This is a genomic window from Actinoplanes sp. ATCC 53533, assembly GCF_003947245.1.
Window position 1 is genome coordinate 17,000 of sequence record NZ_QHHV01000049.1, and the last position, 22,161, is coordinate 39,160.

26 protein-coding genes are annotated in these 22,161 nt (G+C 70.7%); 7 read left to right on the plus strand and 19 right to left on the minus strand.

What is annotated here, in order from left to right; all coding sequences use genetic code 11:
- Positions 1 to 89 precede the first annotated feature (89 nt).
- The 3 genes from DMB66_RS17665 to DMB66_RS17675 all read left to right on the plus strand — a co-directional run bounded on the left by DMB66_RS17665 (position 90) and on the right by DMB66_RS17675 (position 2,162).
- The gene (locus DMB66_RS17665; RefSeq protein ID WP_125805188.1) at positions 90 to 353 is read left to right on the plus strand and encodes a hypothetical protein; all 264 of its coding nucleotides are present in this window, start codon (positions 90 to 92) and stop codon (positions 351 to 353) included.
- 503 nt (positions 354 to 856) lie between these two features.
- Positions 857 to 1,471 (plus strand): hypothetical protein, encoded by a 615-nt coding sequence (locus DMB66_RS17670; protein WP_125805189.1) that lies wholly within the window; start codon positions 857 to 859, stop codon positions 1,469 to 1,471.
- A 262-nt stretch (positions 1,472 to 1,733) separates the two neighbouring features.
- Entirely contained in the window at positions 1,734 to 2,162 is a 429-nt protein-coding gene (locus DMB66_RS17675; RefSeq protein ID WP_199752456.1) for an NUDIX domain-containing protein, read from the plus strand.
- Between the two features lie 447 nt (positions 2,163 to 2,609).
- Here the strand turns inward: DMB66_RS17675 and DMB66_RS17680 are convergent, their stop codons facing one another.
- The 13 genes from DMB66_RS17680 to DMB66_RS63790 all read right to left on the minus strand — a co-directional run bounded on the left by DMB66_RS17680 (position 2,610) and on the right by DMB66_RS63790 (position 14,570).
- Positions 2,610 to 3,626 (minus strand): DUF2637 domain-containing protein, encoded by a 1,017-nt coding sequence (locus DMB66_RS17680; RefSeq protein WP_125805190.1) that lies wholly within the window; start codon positions 3,624 to 3,626, stop codon positions 2,610 to 2,612.
- Positions 3,623 to 6,847: a BTAD domain-containing putative transcriptional regulator gene (locus DMB66_RS17685; RefSeq protein WP_233624640.1), complete on the minus strand. Its 3,225-nt coding sequence runs from the start codon at positions 6,845 to 6,847 to the stop codon at positions 3,623 to 3,625. The genes DMB66_RS17680 and DMB66_RS17685 overlap by 4 nt, the downstream gene beginning before the upstream one ends.
- Positions 6,848 to 6,880: 33 nt before the next feature.
- Positions 6,881 to 7,345 (minus strand): hypothetical protein, encoded by a 465-nt coding sequence (locus tag DMB66_RS17690; protein ID WP_125805191.1) that lies wholly within the window; start codon positions 7,343 to 7,345, stop codon positions 6,881 to 6,883.
- Positions 7,338 to 7,856: a TadE/TadG family type IV pilus assembly protein gene (locus tag DMB66_RS17695; protein ID WP_125805192.1), complete on the minus strand. Its 519-nt coding sequence runs from the start codon at positions 7,854 to 7,856 to the stop codon at positions 7,338 to 7,340. Before DMB66_RS17695 ends, DMB66_RS17690 begins: the two co-directional genes overlap by 8 nt.
- The gene (locus tag DMB66_RS17700; RefSeq protein ID WP_158647262.1) at positions 7,853 to 8,230 is read right to left on the minus strand and encodes a TadE/TadG family type IV pilus assembly protein; all 378 of its coding nucleotides are present in this window, start codon (positions 8,228 to 8,230) and stop codon (positions 7,853 to 7,855) included. The genes DMB66_RS17695 and DMB66_RS17700 overlap by 4 nt, the downstream gene beginning before the upstream one ends.
- 72 nt (positions 8,231 to 8,302) lie before the next feature.
- On the minus strand, positions 8,303 to 8,509 hold the full coding sequence (locus tag DMB66_RS17705; RefSeq protein ID WP_125805194.1) for a hypothetical protein: 207 nt from the start codon (positions 8,507 to 8,509) through the stop codon (positions 8,303 to 8,305).
- Positions 8,510 to 8,544: 35 nt separating this feature from the next.
- Positions 8,545 to 9,417, minus strand: coding sequence for a type II secretion system F family protein (locus DMB66_RS17710; protein WP_125805195.1), 873 nt, complete (start codon positions 9,415 to 9,417; stop codon positions 8,545 to 8,547).
- Positions 9,414 to 10,280 carry a type II secretion system F family protein gene (locus DMB66_RS17715; RefSeq protein ID WP_125805196.1) on the minus strand — a complete coding sequence of 289 codons (867 nt, stop codon included), beginning with the start codon at positions 10,278 to 10,280 and terminating at the stop codon, positions 9,414 to 9,416. The genes DMB66_RS17710 and DMB66_RS17715 overlap by 4 nt, the downstream gene beginning before the upstream one ends.
- A gap of 6 nt (positions 10,281 to 10,286) precedes the next feature.
- Positions 10,287 to 11,576 (minus strand): CpaF family protein, encoded by a 1,290-nt coding sequence (locus tag DMB66_RS17720; RefSeq protein WP_125805197.1) that lies wholly within the window; start codon positions 11,574 to 11,576, stop codon positions 10,287 to 10,289.
- Entirely contained in the window at positions 11,573 to 12,382 is an 810-nt protein-coding gene (locus tag DMB66_RS17725; protein ID WP_125805198.1) for a hypothetical protein, read from the minus strand. The genes DMB66_RS17720 and DMB66_RS17725 overlap by 4 nt, the downstream gene beginning before the upstream one ends.
- Positions 12,383 to 12,388: 6 nt before the next feature.
- Entirely contained in the window at positions 12,389 to 13,072 is a 684-nt protein-coding gene (locus tag DMB66_RS17730) for an SAF domain-containing protein (RefSeq protein ID WP_125805199.1), read from the minus strand.
- Between the two features lie 5 nt (positions 13,073 to 13,077).
- Positions 13,078 to 13,830 (minus strand): hypothetical protein, encoded by a 753-nt coding sequence (locus tag DMB66_RS17735; protein ID WP_370318641.1) that lies wholly within the window; start codon positions 13,828 to 13,830, stop codon positions 13,078 to 13,080.
- A gap of 89 nt (positions 13,831 to 13,919) precedes the next feature.
- Positions 13,920 to 14,570, minus strand: coding sequence for a hypothetical protein (locus DMB66_RS63790; RefSeq protein ID WP_233624641.1), 651 nt, complete (start codon positions 14,568 to 14,570; stop codon positions 13,920 to 13,922).
- Between the two features lie 268 nt (positions 14,571 to 14,838).
- On the opposite strand from DMB66_RS63790, the gene DMB66_RS17745 reads away from it, so the two are divergent.
- From DMB66_RS17745 to DMB66_RS17760, 4 genes are all read left to right on the plus strand, one after another.
- Positions 14,839 to 15,138, plus strand: a complete 300-nt coding sequence (locus DMB66_RS17745; protein ID WP_125805201.1) for a hypothetical protein — start codon at positions 14,839 to 14,841, stop codon at positions 15,136 to 15,138.
- Between the two features lie 242 nt (positions 15,139 to 15,380).
- Positions 15,381 to 15,845 carry a hypothetical protein gene (locus DMB66_RS17750; RefSeq protein WP_125805202.1) on the plus strand — a complete coding sequence of 155 codons (465 nt, stop codon included), beginning with the start codon at positions 15,381 to 15,383 and terminating at the stop codon, positions 15,843 to 15,845.
- A gap of 169 nt (positions 15,846 to 16,014) precedes the next feature.
- The gene (locus DMB66_RS17755; RefSeq protein ID WP_125805203.1) at positions 16,015 to 16,308 is read left to right on the plus strand and encodes a hypothetical protein; all 294 of its coding nucleotides are present in this window, start codon (positions 16,015 to 16,017) and stop codon (positions 16,306 to 16,308) included.
- A 271-nt stretch (positions 16,309 to 16,579) separates the two neighbouring features.
- Positions 16,580 to 17,563: a hypothetical protein gene (locus DMB66_RS17760; protein WP_125805204.1), complete on the plus strand. Its 984-nt coding sequence runs from the start codon at positions 16,580 to 16,582 to the stop codon at positions 17,561 to 17,563.
- A gap of 167 nt (positions 17,564 to 17,730) precedes the next feature.
- On the opposite strand, the gene purD is transcribed toward DMB66_RS17760, so the two are convergent.
- From purD to DMB66_RS17790, 6 genes are all read right to left on the minus strand, one after another.
- The gene (gene purD / locus DMB66_RS17765) at positions 17,731 to 18,969 is read right to left on the minus strand and encodes a phosphoribosylamine--glycine ligase (RefSeq protein ID WP_125805205.1); all 1,239 of its coding nucleotides are present in this window, start codon (positions 18,967 to 18,969) and stop codon (positions 17,731 to 17,733) included.
- Positions 18,970 to 19,896: 927 nt separating this feature from the next.
- The gene (locus tag DMB66_RS17770; RefSeq protein WP_233624643.1) at positions 19,897 to 20,565 is read right to left on the minus strand and encodes a helix-turn-helix domain-containing protein; all 669 of its coding nucleotides are present in this window, start codon (positions 20,563 to 20,565) and stop codon (positions 19,897 to 19,899) included.
- Positions 20,566 to 20,651: 86 nt separating this feature from the next.
- Complete coding sequence (locus DMB66_RS17775; RefSeq protein ID WP_125805206.1) at positions 20,652 to 20,948, minus strand: hypothetical protein; 297 nt, start codon at positions 20,946 to 20,948, stop codon at positions 20,652 to 20,654.
- A 106-nt stretch (positions 20,949 to 21,054) separates the two neighbouring features.
- On the minus strand, positions 21,055 to 21,303 hold the full coding sequence (locus tag DMB66_RS17780; protein WP_125805207.1) for a hypothetical protein: 249 nt from the start codon (positions 21,301 to 21,303) through the stop codon (positions 21,055 to 21,057).
- 247 nt (positions 21,304 to 21,550) lie between these two features.
- Positions 21,551 to 21,796, minus strand: coding sequence for a hypothetical protein (locus DMB66_RS17785; protein WP_125805208.1), 246 nt, complete (start codon positions 21,794 to 21,796; stop codon positions 21,551 to 21,553).
- Complete coding sequence (locus DMB66_RS17790) at positions 21,793 to 21,945, minus strand: hypothetical protein (RefSeq protein ID WP_233624644.1); 153 nt, start codon at positions 21,943 to 21,945, stop codon at positions 21,793 to 21,795. Before DMB66_RS17790 ends, DMB66_RS17785 begins: the two co-directional genes overlap by 4 nt.
- Positions 21,946 to 22,161: the final 216 nt, after the last annotated feature.

Here is a 22,161-nt window from a genome sequence, read left to right on the forward strand (position 1 = left end):
GCGGCACCAGCCGTCCACGCCTGGCCGCCGTCGCCGTGCCCCGCCCGCCTCGCGGCCGGCGCCGCGAGCCCCAACCCGGTGGTGAAGCGATGCCTACCCGAATACGAAACGAATCCGCCCTGGGCGTCTACCTGTTCTCCTGGATCAGCGCGACCGGGGCGCGCTGCGAAGTCTGCTGGGGTGAAGGACTCGACGCGCCGCTGTTCTCCTACTGGATCATCGCCCAAGCCCGCATGAGCCCACCGCTCGCCGTCGTGAACCCGCAGCGCTTCGGCTGGACGACACCACGGAAGATCACCGACTTCATGGCGTTCGCGCAGCGGTTCGCGGATGCCTGCGAAGAAGAGCTGTGATGGCCAGGACCACCCTCCAGCAGCTCACCAGGCGACGGCGCAGGAACGGTGCGGCCCGCCGCCACGGACGGCTGGACCCTCACCTACCGGGGCGACCAGGTTGCCGGGCGCTTCAAAGCCCGCCGTCGGCGTCTTCAAGACCGCGTGACGCGCTCCTGTGTGTGGGCGATGGCCTGAACACCGATTGCCCGGAATACAACGTCGACCACCCGCCGCCGCGACGTTGACGCACTGGCCACGTTGACGGCGCACCTCGCGCACCTCTCACCCGCGCCGGGCCGGTGATGGCACCGGCCCAGCCGATCATTGCTGCGCACCGTTCGTACGGCCCGCCGCCGCGCGCGACGACGGTGGGCCCGTGCATCGCGGCCGTCACCATCCTGGTCCACCGACCGGCACCCATGTGCGTACAGCCCGCGTCCGCCACCACCCAGCACCCCACCCCGGTCCGCAGATGCGGAAGACCCGACACACCTGCACACCCGACCACAAGGGACAGCCAAATGCCTTCCAGCGAACCATCCAACAACCCGTTCGACCCGGACAACCGCGCCTACCAACGCTGGCAGAAACTACTCGACCAGCACTTCCACGTCCTAGTGTGGACCATCGACGACAGCAACCGTCCAGCACTGGTCACGATGAAGGACCCCGACAGCGGCGACGCCTTCACCGTCGCCATCCTGGATTCGGCGGAGGTACGTGATCCACACGTCCTGCTCACCGCCACGGCCGCCGCGCACCTGTCGGCCTACGGGCCGTTCGACGGCGCCCCGGCCGCCGCTTCCGCCGCGCCGAGCCTGGCCCGTGCCCGCACCAACATCCGCGCCACCTGCCCGGTGCCGCTGCACAACCCTGATGGGCCGTCCCTACCGGACAGCATGTGGCGGGCCATCCCCTCCGCGCTCGCCGGCATCCAACCCGCGCCCGACGACGCGCCACGCGCCGCACTGATCCTGCTGGACCGCGCCACCTGGCGGGTGGCCGCCGTCGGCCCGTTCACCGATCCCGCAGCCGCCGAGCGGTGCCGGCCGGCCGGCGAGCCGGCCGCCGTCGACCGGCTGGTCATCGCGCTGCAGCCCGCCCCGCCCGCGGAGCCCACCGCAGCCGTCCTCTAACGGCACGGCGCACTCACAAGAGCCAGACACCAGGTGCTGATCGTTCGGCACGGCCAACGGACTTCCACGATGTGGGCGTGCGCCAGGGCGGGGCGGATCCGAGGAGTACGCGGGTGCGGCGACACGGGGGGATCGCCGCACCCTGCGTGCCGATGAGCGTACGTGTTGCCGCCATCTGCGGCATCCCTCTTTGTGGTGGTCGTTCCCGTCTCATCGCACGCATGCGGCGGGAACGACCGGCGGTGTTGCTACGGTCGGCGGCGTGCGCACACGGGTGACAGGTGTCCTGCTCGATCAGGACCGGGTCCTGCTGCTGGATCAGGACACCGACGGGTCCAGGCGGTGGTCGCTGCCGGGCGGCACGGTCGAAGACGGAGAGTCCCTCGCTGCGGCGCTGGTACGGGAGATGCGCGAGGAGACCGGTCTCGATGTCGAGGTCGGCAGGCTGCTGTACGTGTGCGATCACACTGCGGCGAGCGTCGTGCACCTCACCTTCGAGGTGCGTCGCGTCGGCGGCACGATCGGGGCGATCGCCGAGGGTCTGGACACCCGCCAGATCCGCGGTGTGCAGTTCGCCAGGCTCGGCGACCTGCCCGCGCTGGGGTTCGGCCAACGGTTCGTCGAGCTTGCCGTCGCCGGCTTCCCCTCGGCCGGTTCGTATTTGGGTGCGAAGGCGGCCATCGGGCTGTAGGACCTGGGGCGCGCCGCAGGTGATCGCCTGCCGCGAAGGATCTCAGGCGTGGAGGTCTCCGCCGGCGACCAGGCCCGGCCGCTGATGACGCGGTTGCGCAGGTCGAGGCGGATCCCGATCGGATCGGGTGGGCGGGGCCGAGCGTGGACCGGCCCGCAGCGGCGATGCAGGCTGCGGCGGAGACCAGCGGGACCCTCCCCGGTTTCCCGTTCGGCGCATCGCCACCACAACGAGTGCCCCCAGGGAAAATCGCCGGATGACATGGGACAAATACGTGTCACGGTCTCCTGGCCCGTGTTCGTTGAGGCCGGGCGTCCGCCTATGAGGACGAAATCCGGCCCTTTTTTGCGTTCCGGGGCAGGAGATCAGGGCACCTGGAGCGATCAGCGACGGCTGGCAGACGGCGCCAAACCGCGTCCTGGACGGGTGATCGTGGCGCGCTGTGGGCTACCGGGGACTGCCGTTGTGGGCCGGCTTCGCCCCGTTGGTGCCGTTCGGTGAATCTGTCCCGGCGCTGGCGCGGAACTCCTCCAGGTAGCGGCGCACCGTGCGTTCTGACGTGCCGACCTCCTCGGCGAGGGTGGTCGGGTGCTTGGTCGGGTCTTTCAGGTAGGCGTCGACGACCGCCTTCCTGGTGGCGCCGCGCGGCCGGCGCTGCCGGCCGTCGTCGCCGGGACCCTCGTGGTCACCGACGTCGTCGCCGCGCTGCGACTCATCGTCGGTGTCCGGGCCGTCGTCGTCTGGCGGCTCGTCGGTGACGGGTTCGTCGTGCCAGGTCGGGTCGTGGTCAGCGCCCTGTTCGGGCTGGTCGCCCGACCCGGGATCGGCTGGATCGGCCGGTGGCGGCTCGCCGAGGACGGTGCCGTCGACCGGTGTGGCGTTCGCCGGCGTGATGGGTGTGTTGCCGGCCCGTCCCGCTGCCAAAGTTTCGGCGGCGGGCGGCGCCGAGCGGGCCTGCGGCGGGACGGGCGTCGTCGCCGGCGGATCGGATCGCTCCAGGTGCAGCCGGGCGGACAGCTCGACCAAGCTGATGCTGGCGACCACGATGAGGCCGTCGACGGACACGGGCAGCAGGTAGGCGGACAAGCCCGTCTCGCCATACCGTGCGGCCACCCCGGCCATGTGCCAATAGGAGACCCAGGCGGCGATCCCGGCGATCGTGGCGGTGGCGATCAGCCGGGCCGCGGCCAGCAACCGCCGGTGCACCGGAACGCGGGAGATGAACTCGACGGTGAGTAACAGCGCGATCGGTGGCCAGGCGGCGATCGCCTGGCTGATCGGGTGGGGTTGGGCGTGCAGGACGTTCGCCCCCACTGAGGCGGCAACGCCGATGATCAGGGCGGCCCGGACCGCCCACCGGATGTTCTTCAGGCTGCGGACGGTGGCCGATGTGGTGGGCCGGTGCAGGGTCCGCCACGATCGGCCGGCGGTGGACACGAGGGTGGGCAGGGGGACGGCGCTCATGCGGCGGCGCCGGGGTTTCGGCGGGCGCGGCGGCGCACGTCGTCGGTGAGCGCGCCGGCCAGTTCGCGGGTCTCGTCGGTGGGTTCGGTGTCGAGTTCTTCCAGCCGGTGGGTGAGCTGGGTGAGCCGGGCGGTGATCGCGTCGCTGTCGTCGAGATCCGCGTGGCAGCGCATCGCCGCCTGGTACGCCTGCTCCGCGTACGGGTCGTGGCCGATGGCGGTGTCCAGCACGGCGAGGGCCTGCTCGGGCTGGTCGCGCAGTGCGTCGGCGAGGGCGAGGTGGGCGTCGAGGGCTTGCCGGCGGACCGCTTCGCGGTACGGCTCGGCCCACTCGTAGCGGGTGCCGTCGGCGAGCGGGCCACGGTAGGCGGCGACCGCTTGCCGTAGTGCGGCGATCCGGGCGTCGCCGGTGGCGGTTTCGGCGGTGGACAATGCGTCACGCAGGCGCCACAGGTCGACGTCGAGGGCGTCGCGGTTGAGCAGGTACCGGTGCCGGGGGTGGGTGATGTAGGTGGCCGATCCACCGGTGCGCCGCAGGGCGAGGCGCAGGGCGTAGACGTAGGTGTGGATGCGGTTGGGTGCCTTGGACACGGTGGCGTCGGGCACCAGGTCCTCCTTCATCGCGTCGATGGTGGCGCCGCCGCCGCGGGCAATCAGGTACACCAGCAGTTCCATGGCCTTGGCGCGCAGCGGCTGTTCCTGGTCGGCGCCGACGATGGTGGGCAGGCCGAGGACCTGCACCGCGACGACGCCGGGCCCGTCGGCCGCGTCGTCGGTCTCGCCGTCGTCAAGTTCCTGATCGTCATCACCGGCCGACCCCGAGAGTGCAGGCACCGGAGTGCTCGGGCTTTCTGGAATCGCGCCGATCGTCGGGGAATCACTCGCCTCTGCGGGCGGCGCGGCGCTGGTGACCTGGCCGGGGGTCGCGGCGTGTTCCGGCTCCTGCGCGGGCGCGTCGGCGTCGTTCGCCGCCTGGTCGAGATCGTCGGCAGCGGTCGACGGTGGAACGAGGGCGACTGGCGTGCGCGGCGGCTCGGCGGGTGCCGGCGGTTGGGGCAGGCCGGTGTGGGACTCGGCGAGCGTGGGCAGCAGCCCGGCCGCCTCGGCGGCCGTGATGACGGTGAGACGGCCGACGTCGGCGGGGTGGCTGCCGTGCCGGGAACCCTCGCCGTCGGCAGCGGTGGTGGTGCCGTCGCCGGCCACGACGACGGTGCTGCCGTCGGGCCATGCACCGAGCAGGACCCCGTGGATGTCCAGGCGCTGGCCCTGGGAGAGCAGCGCGGCGATGCGAGCCCGCTCGTGCGGAACGGTGGCGTCGGCCAGCAGCAGGACCGGAGGCAGTGGCTCCTCGTACGGGTCGGCGTCGCGCAGTTGCGCGACGGTGTCGACCTCGTGGCCGTACACCATGCGGGTCCGGTGCAGCGTCTGCTCTTCGAGCAGTTCCAGGGCCTCGGCCAGGTCACCGGTCACCGTCAGCCGTGGCGTGTCCGGCACGTTCACCGCGGCGGCGCCGAGCAGGGTGGCCAGCGTCGCGGCGGGCAGCACCACGCTGGAACGCCCGTGCGGGTCGTCGAGTCCGCCGGCGGCGAGCGCGGCGGTGAGGAATCCACGCGCTGCGGCCTCGGCGCCGGCGCCGGTGAGCCCCAGCCCGGCCGGTGGCCATGCAGTGAGCATCGGATTGCCGAGGGCGGGCAGGTTCAGCGGCGGCGCAGGGCTCTGCTCTGGCGTGTCGGTTTCGTCGGGCAGGTCGGCGTCGGTGAAGCCGTCCTCGTCGAGGGCATCCTCGACATCCTCGGCCTGGTCGAGGAGATCGTCGGCCGCGTCGTCGTCGTGGAGGTCGTGCAGACGGTTGTCGGTCTCCGGCACGGGGGTGCGCAGGCCACGTCGTACGCGGGTCACCACCTCGGGCAGCGGCGTCAGGTCCGGGTCGTCGAGCCGGGTGTGCGCGCTGGGTGGGCGGGGTGTGTAGCGGCGGCGGCGCAGCCGCCACACCACGGCGGCGGCGGCGGCGATGGCGAGCGCAAGGCCGAGGTCGACCCAGCTGTCGCCGGTCAGCGACACTCCCGGCGGCGACGAGCGGTCCGACTGCGACGGTGCGGTGTCGGGTGTCGCACTCGCAGACGGAGCGGCGGTGGCCGTGCCGGTGGCCCGCACTGACCCGGTAGCCGACGGCCTCGCCGAACTCGGGACGTCACCGGCCACACCGTCGTCGCCCGGCACACCGGTGGGCTCGGCGGTGGCCGGGCGGGACGACGGCTGCGCCGTGGCGGTCGGCTCCGCGGAGGCCGACGGTGCGGGGGCCTGCGGGGTGCTGGGCGGCGACGTCGGGGTGGCCGTGGGTGGCGTGGTCGGCGTAGTGGTTGTGGCCGGAGGGATGAATGTGCGGGGTTTCGCGCCGGCGGGCGGCGCGGCGTCGTCGGGCAGGACCAGGTGCCAGGTCGGCTCGATGTGGTCGCCACCAGCCATGCGGTGGAGGCGGCCGTTGCCGTCGTAGCGATCCTGGTTGAGGTGGTAGATCTCCTTCCAGCGGTGCGCGTCGCCCAGCCACTGCTGCGCGAGGTCCCACAGGGTGTCGCCCCGCTGCACGATCACGGTGTACTGCGCGCCGCCGGCGGTGACCGTCAACGGCCCGGTGCGCGCGGCGAGCGCGAACCGGGGCGAGTCGGTGGATACGCCGTCGAGGCTGGCCGGCGACGCCGCGGGCAGTGCCCGCGGCGCGGCGTCGGTGCCGGCGGCAGGGCGCAGGTCGGGTGGCCAGGCGGCAACGGGGGCAACCGCCTGGCCAGTCTGCGAGCCGCCGGCGGTCCCGGCGGCATACGGGGTGTGGGCCGGTGTCGGCGCGATGACGGCGACGGACGCGGCTGCGGGGCCGGCGGCGAGCCCGGCGACCAGCAGCGCGGCCAGGGCCTGCATCGGGGAGATCAGCCGGATCCGGCGGGCCGGCTGTCCGCGGCGGGCGGCGGCCAGTTCGACGGTGAGGGCGTGGACGAACGCGGCCCAGACCAGCCACAGCGCGACCGCGAGCAGGCCGACCACGGCGGTGTCGGGGAACCCGCCGGCGAGGATCGCCGCGATCTGGTCCCAGGTGGTAGGCAGGTCGTCGGGTAGTGGCCAGCCGATGAAGGTGACCAGGCCGGCGGGGATGCCGGCGACCACGGCGAGTAGGACGAGTCCGCTGCCGGTGCGGACGGCGATCCGGCCCAGCCGGTGCATCAGCAGCATCGCTGCCCTCCCTGTTGTGTGGTGGGGCCGGGTTCAGCCGGCTTCGGTGACGGTGGCGGTGGCCGAGGCGGTGGAGGTCACGGTGACGGTGGCGTAGCCGAAGTAGCGCAGGGACGGGGTGGCCTGTTTGCTGGTGGCCGTCACGGTGATCTCGGCCAGGGTGACCTTGTCGACGGTCCCGGTGGCGCCGGCCGAGCGCAGGTACTGCTTGGCGGCCTGTGCGGCGCGGGCCGGGTCCAGGCGGACCTTGCCGGTGGTGCGGTAGTGGGTGAGGTCGATCTGCTGTGCGCCGGCGCGGGCGGCGGATTGGGCGAGGCTGTAGCCGTGCGACCGGGCGGCCAGGACGGTGGCGCCGCCGTAGAGGGCGGCGGCGAGCAGTAGGCCGATCACCGCGATGTACAGCACCTGGATGGTCACCGCGCCGGTATCGTCGCGCAGCGGCAGCAGCAGCCGGCGGCGTTGGGCGGGCGTGACCGGTGGCGGCGTGGACTCAGGCATGGCCGGTGTCCTCCGGACGTTGTACGCCGCCGACCGGGCCGAGCGAAACGTACCGGTATACGTCGATGGGGCTGGTCGCGCTGGCTTTGAACGTGGCGCTGCCCGGCAGCCCGATACCGGTGAGGCCCCGCGTCGTGACCGTGCAGGAGACCGTGACCCGGACATTCCCGCCGCGGCGGAACCCGCCGGTGGCGACGTCGATCGAGAGGCGGGCGCAGCGGCCGGCGAGGTTGGCCCTGGCTGCGTTGGTGGCGGCGCTGGTCGCCGCGTTTGCGTTGCGCGCCAGCGATCCGGCCCGGGCGCCCGCGGAGGCTGCGGCGTTGACGTCCAGGTTCGCGCGTCCCATCGTGTACGTCGCGGCGACGAGCAGGACGACCAGGACGAGCATGGGTATCCCGATGGCCATCTCCACCGCGACCGTGCCCTGGTCACCGCGGAGCCGCCCCGCGGCCTCGGTGGCGGCGTGGCGCAGCCGTAGCGGGACGCGGCTGGTCCGGGGCATGGTGGTCATGGCTTGGTGACCCGTTCGGTCGGTGCCTGCACGGTGACGGTGATCGGAATGGGCAGGCCGTGCGTCTTGCCGCGGATGGTGACGGTGGTGGTTTGGGCGCCCCGTTGCGCGGTCACCTTCGGGTTGTCGACGAACCAGCCGCCGAGCTGGCCGAGCAGTTCGGTGGCGTCGGCTTGGCCGGCGCCGGCGCTGCCGCCGTCCACCCGGGCGGTCTGCACGGCATGGTCGGCGGCGGCGTGGGCCGCCAGGCTGCCCATGCCGTAGAAGAACGCCTGGACGACCAGCAGGAGCAGCCCGACGATCACCGGGGCGCCGATGGCGAACTCGACCGCGGTGGACCCGCGGTCGTCGCGCCAGCGACGCTGCCAGGACACGAACAGTGTCCTGGCAGCGCCCGGTCGGCGGCTGTGGCGCATGCGGTAACCCTCCCGTCGATGCCGTGCGGGCTACTTGAAGACCCAGCCGCTGACGACGGTGGCGACGCCGGTCTTGTAGGCGCCGTACACGGCGAGGATGACCACCGCGCCGAGGCCGATGCCGATGGCGTACTCGACCGAGTGGCTGCCCCGGTCAGGTTCCTGCCGCAGGTTCTCGCCGCGTTCGTGCAGGGTGGTGGTGAGGCGGGCGGCCAGCGCCCGCAATGTGCGGACCATGAAAATCGGTTCCTCCCTGTGATCGGTGGGGGCGGCTACGGTCCGGACTGGAACGCAGCCATAGCCGGGTAGATGAGAGCGAGTAGGAACACGCTGGTCAGCGCCATCAGCGGCACCGACATGCGTTCGGTCGCGGATTCCGCCTTGGCCTCCAGGTCGGCGATCAGCCGGTCGGAGAGACTTTCGCCGCGTTGGATCAGGGCGTCACGGATCCGGCTGCCTTCCCCGGCGGCCAGGTGCAGACTGCCGGCGAGCTGCTCCAGCTCCACGACGCCGGTCTGCTCGCCGAGTTCCTGCATCGCCTTGGCGATGGGAATGTGGTTGTCGCGGGCGAAGGCGAGGGTTTCGCGTAGGCGTTGCGCCGCCCAGCCGGCGGCGTTGCGGGAGGTGCTGGTCATCGCCTGCTCGATGCCGGCGCCCGCTGCCAGGGAGGTGGGGATGACGTCCAGCAGCGCGGCGAGGGTGTAGCGCATCAACAGCCGGCGCTCTTCGGCGTCCTCGCGCACCGACAGTTCGGCGACGAGGTAGCCGCCAGCGGCGAGCAGCACGCTGATGGCGAGCGGCGCACCCCAGCCGATGCCGGCACCCATCACGTTCAGCGCGGCCACGGTGGCGGTGGGCGCGAACAGGCCCAGCGCCGCCAGGCCGAGCTGGGTGACCAGGAACTTCGTCGGGTCGCGTTCCAGGATCGCCAGGTCGAGCAGGGTTTGCGCCCGCGGCAGGCGAAGCTGGTACAAAGGGGCCGCGAGGGCGTGCTGGGCGCGTCGCACGCCTACCAGCGGCGGGTCGGGCGGTCGTCGCACCGCGTCGAGCGCCTCGGCTACGGACAGCCGCCTCGGGGCCAGGCTGGCGATCATCCAGGCCACGGCGGCGCCGAGTAGCGCACCGATGGCGATCATGGTGGTCATCGCGCCGTCACCTGCCCCGCTGCAACCGGATCGTCTTGGCCGGTGAGGATGCGCGGCATGTCGGGTATCCGGCCGATGCGCACCATCCACAGCAGGCAGGCGGCGAACCCGGCACCGAGCACGGCGAGGATCAGCTGACCCAGCGCGGTGTCGTACGGGCTCAGGAAGTCGCGGGCGAACAACACGAGACCGACCACGCTGAGCAGCACGACGGTGATGATGATCCTTACCGAGGTGCGGGTCCGTGCCCGGCCGGTGGCGATGCGTAACCGCGCCGACGCCTGCCGGCGCGCCGCGCGGCCCACCCCGGCCAGGCTGCCGGAGATGTCGCGGGCCTCGTGCTCGGCGGCCTGCAGCAGCACGTTGGCCACGAGATCGGCGGTCGGGTCCGCCATGTCGCGGGCGAAGGAGCGCAACGCCTGCGGCAACCGGATCCCGGCGCGTGGGGCGGCACCCAACGCGATGAGCTCGTCGCGGATCTCCGCCGGTGCGACGGCCGCGGTCTCGACGATGGTCTGTTCCAGGCCGGCGGCCGAGCGCAGCGTCCCGGACAGGTTCTCGGCCCACGCCGCGACCGCCTCCACCCGGGCGAGGTCGCGTTTGTGGGCGCGGTCTGGTCCGATCACCGCCGGCAGGGTGTAGGCGGCGATGCCGGCCAGGACCGCGGCGACCGGCCACCGGGTCGCCACACCGACCACGGCCGCGACGGCGAGCACTCCCGCCAGCCGCACCGCCGAGATCCCCAGATCCTGTCGGCGGGCCCGGCGGGTCCGGGGTCGCTTCGGGCGGGGCCGCAGCCCGGAGACCAGCAGCAGCACCGCCAGGGCGATCCCGGCACCGAGTAACGCGAACAGGGCACGCATCGCCGGTCACCAGCCCCGCAGCAGGTCGGGGTTGAACCCGGCCGCTGCCAACTCGTCGACGGTCTCGGCGCGGATCGGTGCGGCCGGCACGGCCGCGCCGTCGGGGCCGGGCCGCCAGATCTCGTTCGAGATCACCTCGGCGCCCTCGGCGTGCAGCACCTCCCGGATGCTGGACACCACCCGGTGGTGATTATTCGCCGACCACGCCAGGTGGACCACGAAGTCGACCGCTACCCCGACCAGTGGCGCGGTCGCGTCGAACGGCAGCCGTTCCTCCGACTGTGCCGCGTACACCATCAGCTTGGTGAAGGCCTGCTTGCTGCTCGAGGTGTGGATGGTCGCCATCGACCCGTCGGTGCCCTGCGACATGCAGTTGAGCAGCGGGACGACCTCCCCGCCACGGGCCTCGCCGAGGAACACCCGGTCCGGGGACATCCGCAGGGCGTAGCGGACCAGCTCGGCGAGGTCGACGCCGCCCTCGCCCTCCATGTTCGCCTCGCGGGCCTGAAGAGCCACACAGTCCGGGTGGTCCGGGTCCTGGTCGAGGGCCAGCTCGTCGGTGTCCTCGATGGTGATGATCCGCTCGCCCGGTCCGATCGCCTTCGCCGCGGCCCGCAGGAACGTTGTCTTCCCGGTGTAGGGGCCACCGCAGATGATCATGTTCTTGCGGGCGCGGACCGTCGCCGTGAGCAGGTCCCGCACCACCGGGTCCATCAGCTGGTGCTTGGCGGCAAGCTCGTCGAGCGAGGTGTGCAGCAGCGCGTAGCGGCGAATCGACACCGACGGTTCCCGGGCCAGCAGGGTGGCGAACATCCGCGACCCGTCCGGCAGCCGGACGCTGACCCGCGGCATGCCCCGGTCGAAGCGCCGCTCGTCCACCCCGGAGCGGGCGGCGATGTCACGTATCCGCTCGATCATCTCCTGCCGGGAGGTGAACAGCGGCGGCAGCTGATGCTTGCTGCCATCACTGTGCGCCACCCACACCACCGGGCCGTTGACGAAAATGTTCGTCACCCGGCGGTCGCGCAACAACGACTCGAACGGGCCCAAGGCGGAGAACGACTCGCGCAGCTCCACGGCAACGAACTTCTCGTCCGGCGGATCCAGCGGCATGCGCCCACCGGCAAGGCTGTCTCGGGCGTGCTGGTCCAGGACCTGGGACACCAGTCGGCTGACCTGCGCGTCACGTTCGGCCGCCGACATGTCAGTACCGGTCAGTCGCCGGGAGATCTCCGCGCGCAGCCCGGCGATGACATCCTGGTGCGGCGAGTTCTTCCACATGGTTGGGCTGGTCATGCCGCCGCCCCTCGACGACCGGTGAGCGTCGGCGGCGGCGCGATGATCGGCGGCACCGCGCCTTGGTCCGCAGCCCGCCACACGACGGTCTCGGCGCCTTCGGGTTCGGGCTCAAGCGCGCACAGCGCCGCGGCGATGCGGCGCACGGCCCGCGCCAGCTTCAGGCGCCGCCAGTTCGGGATGCTCAGCTGCCCCGTGAGCACGCCGGCTCCCCAACGGCTGTGCGGCACCGTGCCGATGACCGGTAGCCCCAGATCGCGAGACAACTCCGTGGTGCCGTGTCCGCCGTCGCCCGCGCCGACCAGCCACAGTTTGCCGGCCAGGGAGTGGGACAGCCACGGCAGCCGGGCACCCACCTGGGTCTGTTGGGCCAGGGTGGGCGCGGCCAGCAGCAACACATGGTCGGCGGCGGCGGCCAGCGCCACCGCTGGGCTACGGTGGTCCAGCCGGCCGACGTCGAGGATCACGGTTGACGTCGTGGCGGCCTGCCGCAACGCCTCCAGCCCGCGGTCGGCCAGAGTGAGCACCGACGCGGCGGCACCGTCACCAGGGATCGCCAGCACCACGTCGGCGCCCACGCTCAGCCGTTGCCGGAAGAAACCCGGGATCGGGCCCTGCCAGGTGGCCGCCGCCGCGAGCGCGGACAGGCCCGGCTCAGGATGATGGCCGAAGCGGGCCCACAGGTCACCACCGGCGGGATCGCACTCCACCAGCGCGGCATCTGGCCGCGGCCACAACGCGGCCAGGCCCAGACCCAGGGTCGTGGCGCCCGGGGCGCCCTTGCCGGAACCGACAGCGATCAGCATGCCCCGCTACCTCCCCACACCGAGCTGCACCAACGTCACGTCGCCGACCACGGACGCCAGCCGCCGCCCGTCCGCTGCGGCGATCAGCAGCGACACCGCGGTGTCACCGGACTGGTCCTTCGTCTCTTCGAGCGACCACACCGTGGCCTCGGCCTGCACCACCTGCGGCGTGCTGCCGCTGCCCGCTGCCGTCGCGGTGGGCACGATCAGCACCAGGACATGACTGCCGGACGTGATCCCCGACGGCAGCCGTCCCGGCTTCACGCCCACGGCCATCACCGACTGGCCCGCAGGCGGCCACGCCGCCGCGCCGAGCTGCGCTGGGGACAGCAGGGCTCCCGCGACGAGTGGGACCGCCGCGGTCCTGCCCACCACGCTGGCACGGTCGGTCTCGGGCACGGTGGTCACCGCGCTGTCGGCGGCAACCCGCACCACGACGAGGTCGGCCTCGGTGATGACCTGCCCGGCGTCTACCGGACGGGCGGTGGATAGGACCGGCAAGCGGGTGTCGATCCGGTCGGCGACAACGGCCCCGGCCAGTGCGAAGCCGAGGATCAGCACGACCGCGAGCAGGATGCGCAGCGGGCTGACCCGGCGTCGGAGCACCGGCCCGCGCGGTGTCGGTGTCGCCCCGTTGGCCGTCATGACACCGGTCCTGCCGGGTGCGGTGGGCAGCGTGGAAACGGGCATCGCGCTCACTGGGTACCGCCGTTGATCGCAGGGGCCTCGGCGACGATCAGCGTCGTCTGCGCCGTCGTGGTCAGGTTCGGCACCGTCCCGGACTGCCCGCCGCCGGCCCAGGTGACTATCCAGGTGATCGTCGCGGTCAGCGTGCGCGTGGCCGGCCGGTCATAGGTGTGCCCGCACGTCGGTGACGCCTTCTTCGGATCGGTGCCCGTCGTCCACGCGGTGCCCTGACCACAGGTGATCGACGCGCCGTCACCCAGCCGCCAGACCACCTTCGTCGGGGTGGCGGTCGCGGTCACCGACAAGCCCGGCACGGACGCGGTCGCCGACCGCGAACTCCACGACGAGCCATCGACCCACAACCACACCGGGACGTAGGACAGTACGTTGGCCTTCGACGCGTCCGGATTGGTGCGGATCGCGGGCGCCGGCAGTTGCAGCCTCGCTCGAGCAGTGCGCGCCAACTCCGCGGGATCGACCTGCGGGGCGGTCTCCATCCACATCGGCGGCGACGTCGACGGGCCGCCCTTGCCGTCACCGATGAGGCAGCTCAGCACGTACCAGGCGCCCTCACCAGCGCCCGCCGGCGGCGCTGGCTGCGGATCGACCCGCTCGTAGGAGCAGCCGGGGTCCAAGCCGTCGCCGGAGTCATCGCCAGAGTCATCGTCCGAGCCGCCGCCGTTGCCGCCGTTGCCGCCGTTCTCAGGGGTGCCGACGTCCACATTGCACTCGGCGGAATTTGGGTTCTGCTTGCAGTCCACCCCACCGACGCCACCATCAGCGAGGGCGGCCGTGCCAGTGGCGCCAAGAAGCAGGACAGCAGCAACAACGGCGCCTCGTGTAAGTGCTTTTAGCATGTATTAACCGCCTGTACTCCGAAACTGGTCACTTTCCAGCCATCGGCGCCGACATTCGTCACGGTTGCCTTCGTCGATCGACGCCCACCAGGGGTGTCGTTGGCGAGTTCACCGGAGCGCTTGTACACAAGGAACTTCGTGTCGTCGACGCAGTCGGTGATGGTCACCGACGTGGGATCGGCGTCAGGCGAAGCACCTGACGCCTGCGGGTTGGTCACCAGGTCGCCCTTGAGCACCTGGCTCTTGTCGCGGTAGCCCGTCAGGCCCTTCTGCAGCGTCTTCAACGCCGTGCCCGCCGCATAACGAGCCAGGTCCGGGTCGTCGGGATTTGCCGTCAGGCCCGCCTTGGCATACGCCTGCCACATTCCCTTGTAGGCGGCGAGCGCCTGCTCCTCCGCAGTACCGCGGATACTCTGCGGCGGCGCCGACAGCGATGGAGCCGTCGAATTGCCGCCAGAGGGTGTCGAGCCGTCGCAACCGGCGACCGCCAGCGTCAACGCGATTCCCGCCGCGAACGCGGCGAGCCACCGACGGCGCCGGCGAACACCGACGGCGTGTCCTCCACCGTCACGCCGCCCACGTGCCCGCGACAGCACGCCGCCGTCAGCGGCGTCCAGCTTGGCGTTGCGCGTCAAGGTCTGCACCTGCAACCTCCCCCGAGTCTGGCGCGACCACTCCGTCCTACAGCAGCAAGATCGGTGCCCGCTACCACCAGTTAGGACGAACAAACCGCGCGTGCATGTCGCACGAACAAGTTGTGCGTAGCCCTAGGTAACCGTGTAGAGGACCCTGGTGCCTACACCGGATTTGGTCGTGCATTGCGCGCCGCCGCCGTCATGCGCGGCTCGTACACTCCACCAAACGGCAACGACAATCGCCGATCTTCGCTGTTGACGGGGAGGCCAGTCAGCGATGGACAGCCGAGCGGAACAGGGCGCGCAGCGCGGCGCTGTGGAACTGGTGAAGACGCCGTACGTGGTTAACGTTCTCGATTCGTTGCATCACGGACGGCAACCGGTACCGGCCACGACGGCCCCTGGCGAGCAGGACGGGCTCGACCTTGCGATTCAGGTACTGGTCGGGGCGGGGGTGCTTGCCGCGTCGACGGAGGGGAGCCCGAGGCTCGGCGGAGTGGGCGAGCCGGCGCTGTCACTGACGGACGTGGGGCGCGACGTCGCTGCTATCGTCGCCGAGCTGTGTCGGAAACCTTGACGAAACACAGGAAAACCACAGCGTCTTTGGCCGAACAGATGAGCACGCAATGTCCGAACGAACCGGCATTTCGTGCATAGCCGGATGCAACGGCGAGGAAGATTCACAATCGCGCGGAAAGACCTTGACGTGCAGGTGAATGCTCGTTGATGTTTGACGTCTTGCACTGTTAGATGGCCGACGATTTGCTTGACAACCACGCGTCGTCGGGTCGCACGGGGGCCACAACGGGGTGGAGACGAATGGAGTACGACGACCTCACCAAGATCGAGAACCTGGTGCACAATCTACGGGACGCCGCGGCCCTGTTCTGCCTGGAGGGCAAGCCCCTTCGCTACAGCGAGCTGCACCGCAACATGGCCGCCTGGAGTGGCCAGCACCTCAGCGAATCCGAGATGACCCGTGCCCGGCACCGCCTCGTTCGCCGCAAGATGATCATTTCAGGTCCGGACGACAATGGGCACAACGTGTACTCCATCACGGAGGCGGGACGCGTTCGTCTCGCGCAGATCCGCGTTCTCATACAGATCGCTCCACGTCTCGACGCGCCTGTTGACGACGAAGACCCGGACGGCGAGAGGTCCGAGTCGGGCGAGGAATCCACCGGCGGCGATCAGCCGGCCAAGGGCGATGAGCCGGCCGACGGCGAGACATCGGCCGACGGGCGAGGACCGACGGACAACGACGGCCAGGACGACGCCGCGTGACCCGGCCGCCGACGCTTGCTCCGGCCGGGCCGCGACTTTCCGGATCGAGTGCCGCGCCTTCGGCGCACGGGAGGGGACTGCTCCGTGAATGACCCGCAGTCCGGCCACGTCGTCGAAGGATCGCCTGCTCTGCCGAGCTGTCCGCCCGTGGTGCGCGACCTGTTCGGTCGTGGCGGAGGTTCCCGGAACCCGCCACCATCGTGGCGCTGCCGTTGTCGTCGACAGCCATGAGGGTGGCGGCGACATCGAGGTCGAGGTTTGGCCGGACTACTTCGACATGCCTGCCGCCCGGCGCATTGGTCCGGCCGTCCTGGACCATCCGCACGTGCGGGTCGAAGCCCTGGGCCTGGCACCCGAGATCGCTTTCACCCAGGCTCAGGCCCGCGCGCTCGCGCGACAACTCGATGCCGCGGCCGACGCCGCGGAGGCCACGCCGAACACCCGGACTGCGCTTCCCGCCTGAGGCCAACAACCACCCTCACCGGGAGCACTTCTGCGCGCACCGCCGGATCTCAAGGGCCCGCCGTCGGCGGGCCGGTCGGGCTACACTGCTGGCGGGTGTCGCCGTGTACGCCCGCAGGCAGCGCACCCGCCCGTCGCGCGAGCCGGTGAACCGAGCCGCCGCTTGGAGCCACGGTTACTGTCAATGCTGGAGACGACGTGGACTGGGAAGCCGCCGGTGCGGCGTAGGGGCGGGACGTCGAACCATGGGCGGCGGACAGGACTGGCACGTCGTGAGCACCCACCGTACGCACCGCACCCGGCTGGCCCGCGCGCTGGCCGCGGCTTCTGACATCGGCTATCAGACGGCCCTGACCCGCGTCATTCGGGCCGCCGACGCTGGAGTGCTGCCATACCCCTTGGACGCGGCCGGGATGCGCCGAGCCCTCGACCTGCTGCTACCCACAGCCGATGGCGTGGCGACCACAACCTCGGGCACGTCGGCGTTCGCGTTGGAGCCCCGCTATTACCGGCTCGGCGAGGTGTGCGCTGGCCGACTGCAACCGGGTGTCCAGCAGCGCATCGCCAGAGCGGGAAACCTCGGTACGGCGGCGGTGCGCATCCGGGGCCGCTACGACCCGGTCGAGATCATCGACGTGGACTGGGTCGACGACGACTTCGACACCACCAGCGACTGGTGGCGGCGAGCGGTCGCCGCTGTCAGCCGGCCCGACGGTGCACTGCCGGACCCGTATCCGCCCGGCAGCCAGCCCGACGGATATGTTCCGATCGATCGCGCCCTCGACGCCTGGCGCGCTACCGGCGACCTCGACACCTATGAGGCGGCGCTGCGGGCGATTATTCGGGCGCAAGCCTTTGACATCGATGCCCATGCCCATCTCGGCAACCTCTACCTGGACATGGCGGATCCCGACAGCATCAAGTTGGAGTTCGCCGAGCCGCCCGACAAACCCCAGCAGCGGGCCTGGCTGCGGACCGCGTTCGGGCACTACCAGACCGCCGTCGGCATCGCCGAGCTCGCCCTGCCCGAGCCGTACCCTGGAGTTCTGCTCTGGACGGAGCTGGACAACCGGCCCTTCCTACGAGCCCTATACGGCATCACGATCGTGCTGTGGCGGCTACGCCGCTTCAGTACCGCCGAAAAGGTTCTGCTGAACATGCTGTGGCTCAACCCGGAGGACAACCAAAGCGCCCGCGAACTGCTCGGACACGTGCGCGCCCAGCGCGCCTGGGAAGACACCCTGCTAATGCACTGACCAGGTAGGCGCCAGCCCGTGGTTCGCGCAGTGCGGTGACGACTGAGGAGGGCGTCCAGCGTCGCGCCGGCGTCGCCATCGGCAGCGGGCCCGGCCTCATGGAGATCAACACGAACGTCGGTCTGGAGCCGCGGCACGACCTGGTTGTCTGTCATCCGGCCGGGACGTTACCGCGGCCCGGTCAGCGGTGACGGCAGGCCGATGTCGGCGCGCCAGACCGCTCCGTCGAGGGTGACCCGGCCGGCGAGTTCGTACGCTGCGGCGCGGGCCTCGTCGAGGGTGTCGCCGGTGGCGGTACAGCAGATCGCCCGGCCGCCTGAGGTGGCCAAGCGTCCGTCGCCGTCAAGGCGGGTACCGGCGTGCTGATAGCCGGGCCCGTCCGCGCCGGTGATCCGGTCACCAGCGCTCGGGCTCTCCGGGTAGCCCTTGGACGCGATCACCACGGTGGCGGCGGACTGGTCGTGCCATTGCAGCGGCCCCAGGTCGGCGAGGGTGCCGGTCGCCGCGCGGTGGAACAGCTCGGCCGGGCTGGTCTTCATCAGCGGCAGCAGGACCTGGGCTTCCGGATCACCGAACCGGACGTTGAACTCGATCACCAGCGGGCCCTGCGTTGTCAGGCACAACCCGACGTACAGCAGCCCGGCGAACGGAGCTTGCCGGGCGGCCATCTCCTTCAGGACCGGGTACACCACGGTTTGCATCACCTGGGGCACCACATCTTCGGGCACCCAGCTGATCGGGGCATACGCTCCCATGCCACCGGTGTTCGGCCCGATGTCACCCGTCCCCGCCCGCTTGTAGTCCTGGGCCAGCTTCAACGGCACCGCGGTGACGCCGTCCGTGACCACGAACAGAGAAATCTCCGGACCGTTGAGGAACTCCTCGACGACAACGCGGTCGCACCCGGCGGCGTGCGCAACCGCCGCGTCCCGGTCCGCGGTGACAACCACGCCCTTGCCTGCCGCGAGAGAGTCATTCTTCACCACATACGGCGCCCCGAACTCGTCCAGGGCGGCGGCCACCGCGGCGGCGGTAGTACACGACCGAGATCGGGCGGTCGGTACCCCAGCGGCGGCCATTACTTCCTTCGAGAAGGTCTTGGAGCCCTCCAACTCTGCGGCGCTGCGGGTCGGGCCGAAGCAAGCGATGCCCGCGGACTGCACAGCGTCGGTGACACCGGCGACCAAAGCCGCTTCGGGACCGACGACGACGAGGTCGGCCCGAAACTCCACGGCGACAGCGGCCACTGCCTCGGCATCCAGCGGGTCCACGGTGAACAACGGACCGAGTTTCCCCATCCCAGGGTTACCCGGGGCCGATGCGACAGCGGTGACCTCAGGATCGGCGATCAAGGCCGCAGCCAGAGCGTGCTCACGACCGCCGGATCCCACAACCAGAACGCGCATGACGACATGTTAGGGGCAACCCGGACCGCTCCGACGCACCATGGTTGCGGGTGTGGGACGGCTGCACCTGTTCGGGCTAACGCGCTGCGACCACTCCCGCGTTCGTCCTCGTAGGGCCCCAGGAATGAGCTGGCTCACCCATGGGCTGCCGTAGCGCTGGCAGCGTTCCATCGCAGGGTCCGGTCTTGTTCGACGACGGCCCGCTTCCTCGCGAGCACGCGCGGACCGCCGTGAGCCACCGATCATGCTGCGCCGGGCCGTCCGCGTTGACCCGCTCGTCATCTGAGGTGAAGAACTCCGGCACGAACAGGTGTCGGGGCACCTGCTCGAACGCCTTGCGCCAGTCCGATGCCAGGGCTCCGGCTTGCGTCAGTTCTGCCGCCAACTCGGCAGCGTATGGCCGCCAGTCGATCATCGGGCGCGTCCCTTCTTGATCAGGTCTGCCAGCGCGGTGGCCTGCACTGGATCATCGACCGAAAGCCTGCATGGTGGCGAGCGGCCTGGGAGTCCGTCCGTTGGCATGCACCGTAGGTGGGCGGTAGCGCGGCGACAGCCCGCAATTGATCTTGAGGAGATTCAACCGGGTTCCCGCGAGTAGAGCGAGCCCGCCCGGTCGATCGGGACGCCACGATCGCCGACACGGTAACCGGCGTGGTCCGGCATCGCCGCCGTAGGGGATCCTCGCTCGACCCCGCCGTCATACCATGGGGGATCCTCCCCGGCCGCTCTAATGACCAAGGCTGCGTGCCGCCGAGGCCTGCACGGCGCGCGGTCACCACATCGGGCACAGTACCCGGAACCTTCGTCGCGGTGGCGCTGATAGATCACCACGGCCAGCGCATGCGTGGAGGTACCGCGGAGCCCTGGAATCGGCGTTCCCATCGCGGGGCCCCCTCTCCACTCGGCCGATGGGTGGTTGCTCGGATGTCACGACGCGGCGCGCGTCCGTTCTCGCCCGTGCAACGGCGTCACTGTGGACCCGTACGCCACGCCGCTCGCGTTGTCGGTGCCCACGCTGCACGTACAGTCCGCGGTGCTGGCGAGGATCAGTCCGAACCGGGTCTTGGTGTCGGGATCGGCCGATTTGAGCGCCTGATCGAGCATCGCTTGCGTGGCCAAACTCGGCGGCGCTGGTCTCCTTTGATGCTCCCAGCCGGAAACCGTCGAGGTTCGGACACCGAGGTGTTCGGCGAATATGCGCAGGCTCATCCGTAGCGCCTCACGCAATGCCCGCGTCTCCCGCCCGGTCCATCGACCGACTACCAGCCCACACCCACAGCCATTCGCGGAGACCGGAGGGGCAGCCGGTGCGTACTTCGCGGCCCGTTGCCGTTCGCGCGCCTGAGTGGCTTGTGTCTGCAACGCCTGCACCAGCGCATCAACCTGCTCGAACGCGGCCAGCAGCCCGCCGGTCGCGCCAACCTCACGGTCGGCGCGCTGCCAGAACTTTCGAGGGGCGCAGTGTCGGCCGATCTCGACGTTGGCGACCGTGCTGCGTGAGTAGGAGAGGCGCCGGGCTAGTTCTCTCTGCGTAATCCTGGCCATGTCCCGCCGCTCGGCCAACTGCCGGCCGAGGTCTTTGCGCGCCTCAGCCACCTGGCCAGGGGTGACTCGCGGGCCCAGGTTGCTCGCCTCACCCGGACCCCGCCGCGGACCCGACATCCCAACCCGCGCGCCGGCTGTCATCGCGCCCGCCGCTGGGCGAGGGAGTAGATCCGCGCACCGGCCGCGACCGTCGGTGTATTCGGTGTGACGGTTCGCCCCGACGTGGCGTACAGGTGGGCGTTGACTGCCGCAGCTGACTCTCGGCGGGACATCGCCAGCCCGGAGCTGGACGGCGAGCGCTGCATCAGCCGCTTCCGCACGAGCAAGGCAGTCTTCGTCTTTCGCGCGTTGGACGCGCCTCGGCCCCGCTTCGTCTCGCCGGGCAGCGCGCCGGCCACGTGGATCGCCTCGCCGTTCACGATGGTCGCTGACACCTTTCAAATTTGAGGTACCGAACGCCCCGCCCCGATCACCGCGCACTCCGCAGCGATGCGCGACACCTGGATCTACCTGCTTGAACGCGGCACCGGTTTGGTCAACTCAACCCGCCTGAGACAGCCAGCGGAAATCCGTCCGTTTCGCACCCAGCAACTCCGGCCGTGTGGCCCCGGGCCGCCGCTGAGGCAGCCGCGCCGAGAGCGTGAACACCTTCGCCGCAGCCTCATTTTCGGAGCATGGGCCGAGCACTTTGCAGGTGGTGCACAACCCGTCGGCACTGGACACGGCATGCCGGTCCAACACCGCCTGTGCATGGTCGATCTGTTGTCCACCGTGGTACGTCGTGGTCATCTACCCGTCTCCCAGCCTCGGAAAGTGGGCGGGCGTACCACGCGGTCAACCGGGGGAACCGCTCCGCAGGAGCGTGACCAGCGTGGTACGCCCGGCCCGATCCCATCCGCCACGGAGTACTCCGTCACGCAGCGAAGGGAGGCACCGAAACGTGCGCGCACCAACCCAGGGTGCGCAGCGCGCCATGCGTCAAGCGCGCGGTACAACCGCCAGGCGGATCGGCGGTCAACTAGTTCGATCATGGTGTTCACGGCCGCGTCCACGGTTGCCGCTGATTGCGTAACGCGGTCGCCCGGACGGCGGCATGGCGCGGGTGTACGTCGAGTTGCGTGCCGTCCGGCCGGAGTTCAAGTCCGTCGAGATCAACCCAGTCGCCATCGGCTCTACGTTGGCGACTCCCGATCGTGGTTACGCGCAGGATCAGCCGCCCGGTCCCGTACTTGTAGTCCCTGTCTTCGACGTCGATCACGTCACCGAGCTTGAGCGTGCTCATCGCGCGTGACCCGGCTGCTGGCGCGCCAGCTCACTCGTAGTGGTGCCGCAGTGGGGGCACCATCGGTCCTTGACCTTGAACGACAGCAGCCCGGCGAGGAAGCCCACCAGCAACGCGGAAATCACGGCGCCGATCAACACGATGATCACCTCAATTGGTCCTGTGCCCGTTAGGGCAGACAGGAGGCTCGCGCCCGGTGCTGCCCGCCTTACGGGTCTGTCTGCACGGTGCCGAGGTCGCGCCCGTGGGCGTCTTCCGTGACCCGCTGTTGCGGTCTCAGCACTATGCGGATCAGTGTTGCAGCATAGTACGATGCTGTGCAAGTACCCGGAATCATTGTTACAAGGAGTTAGGAAGGCTGGCCG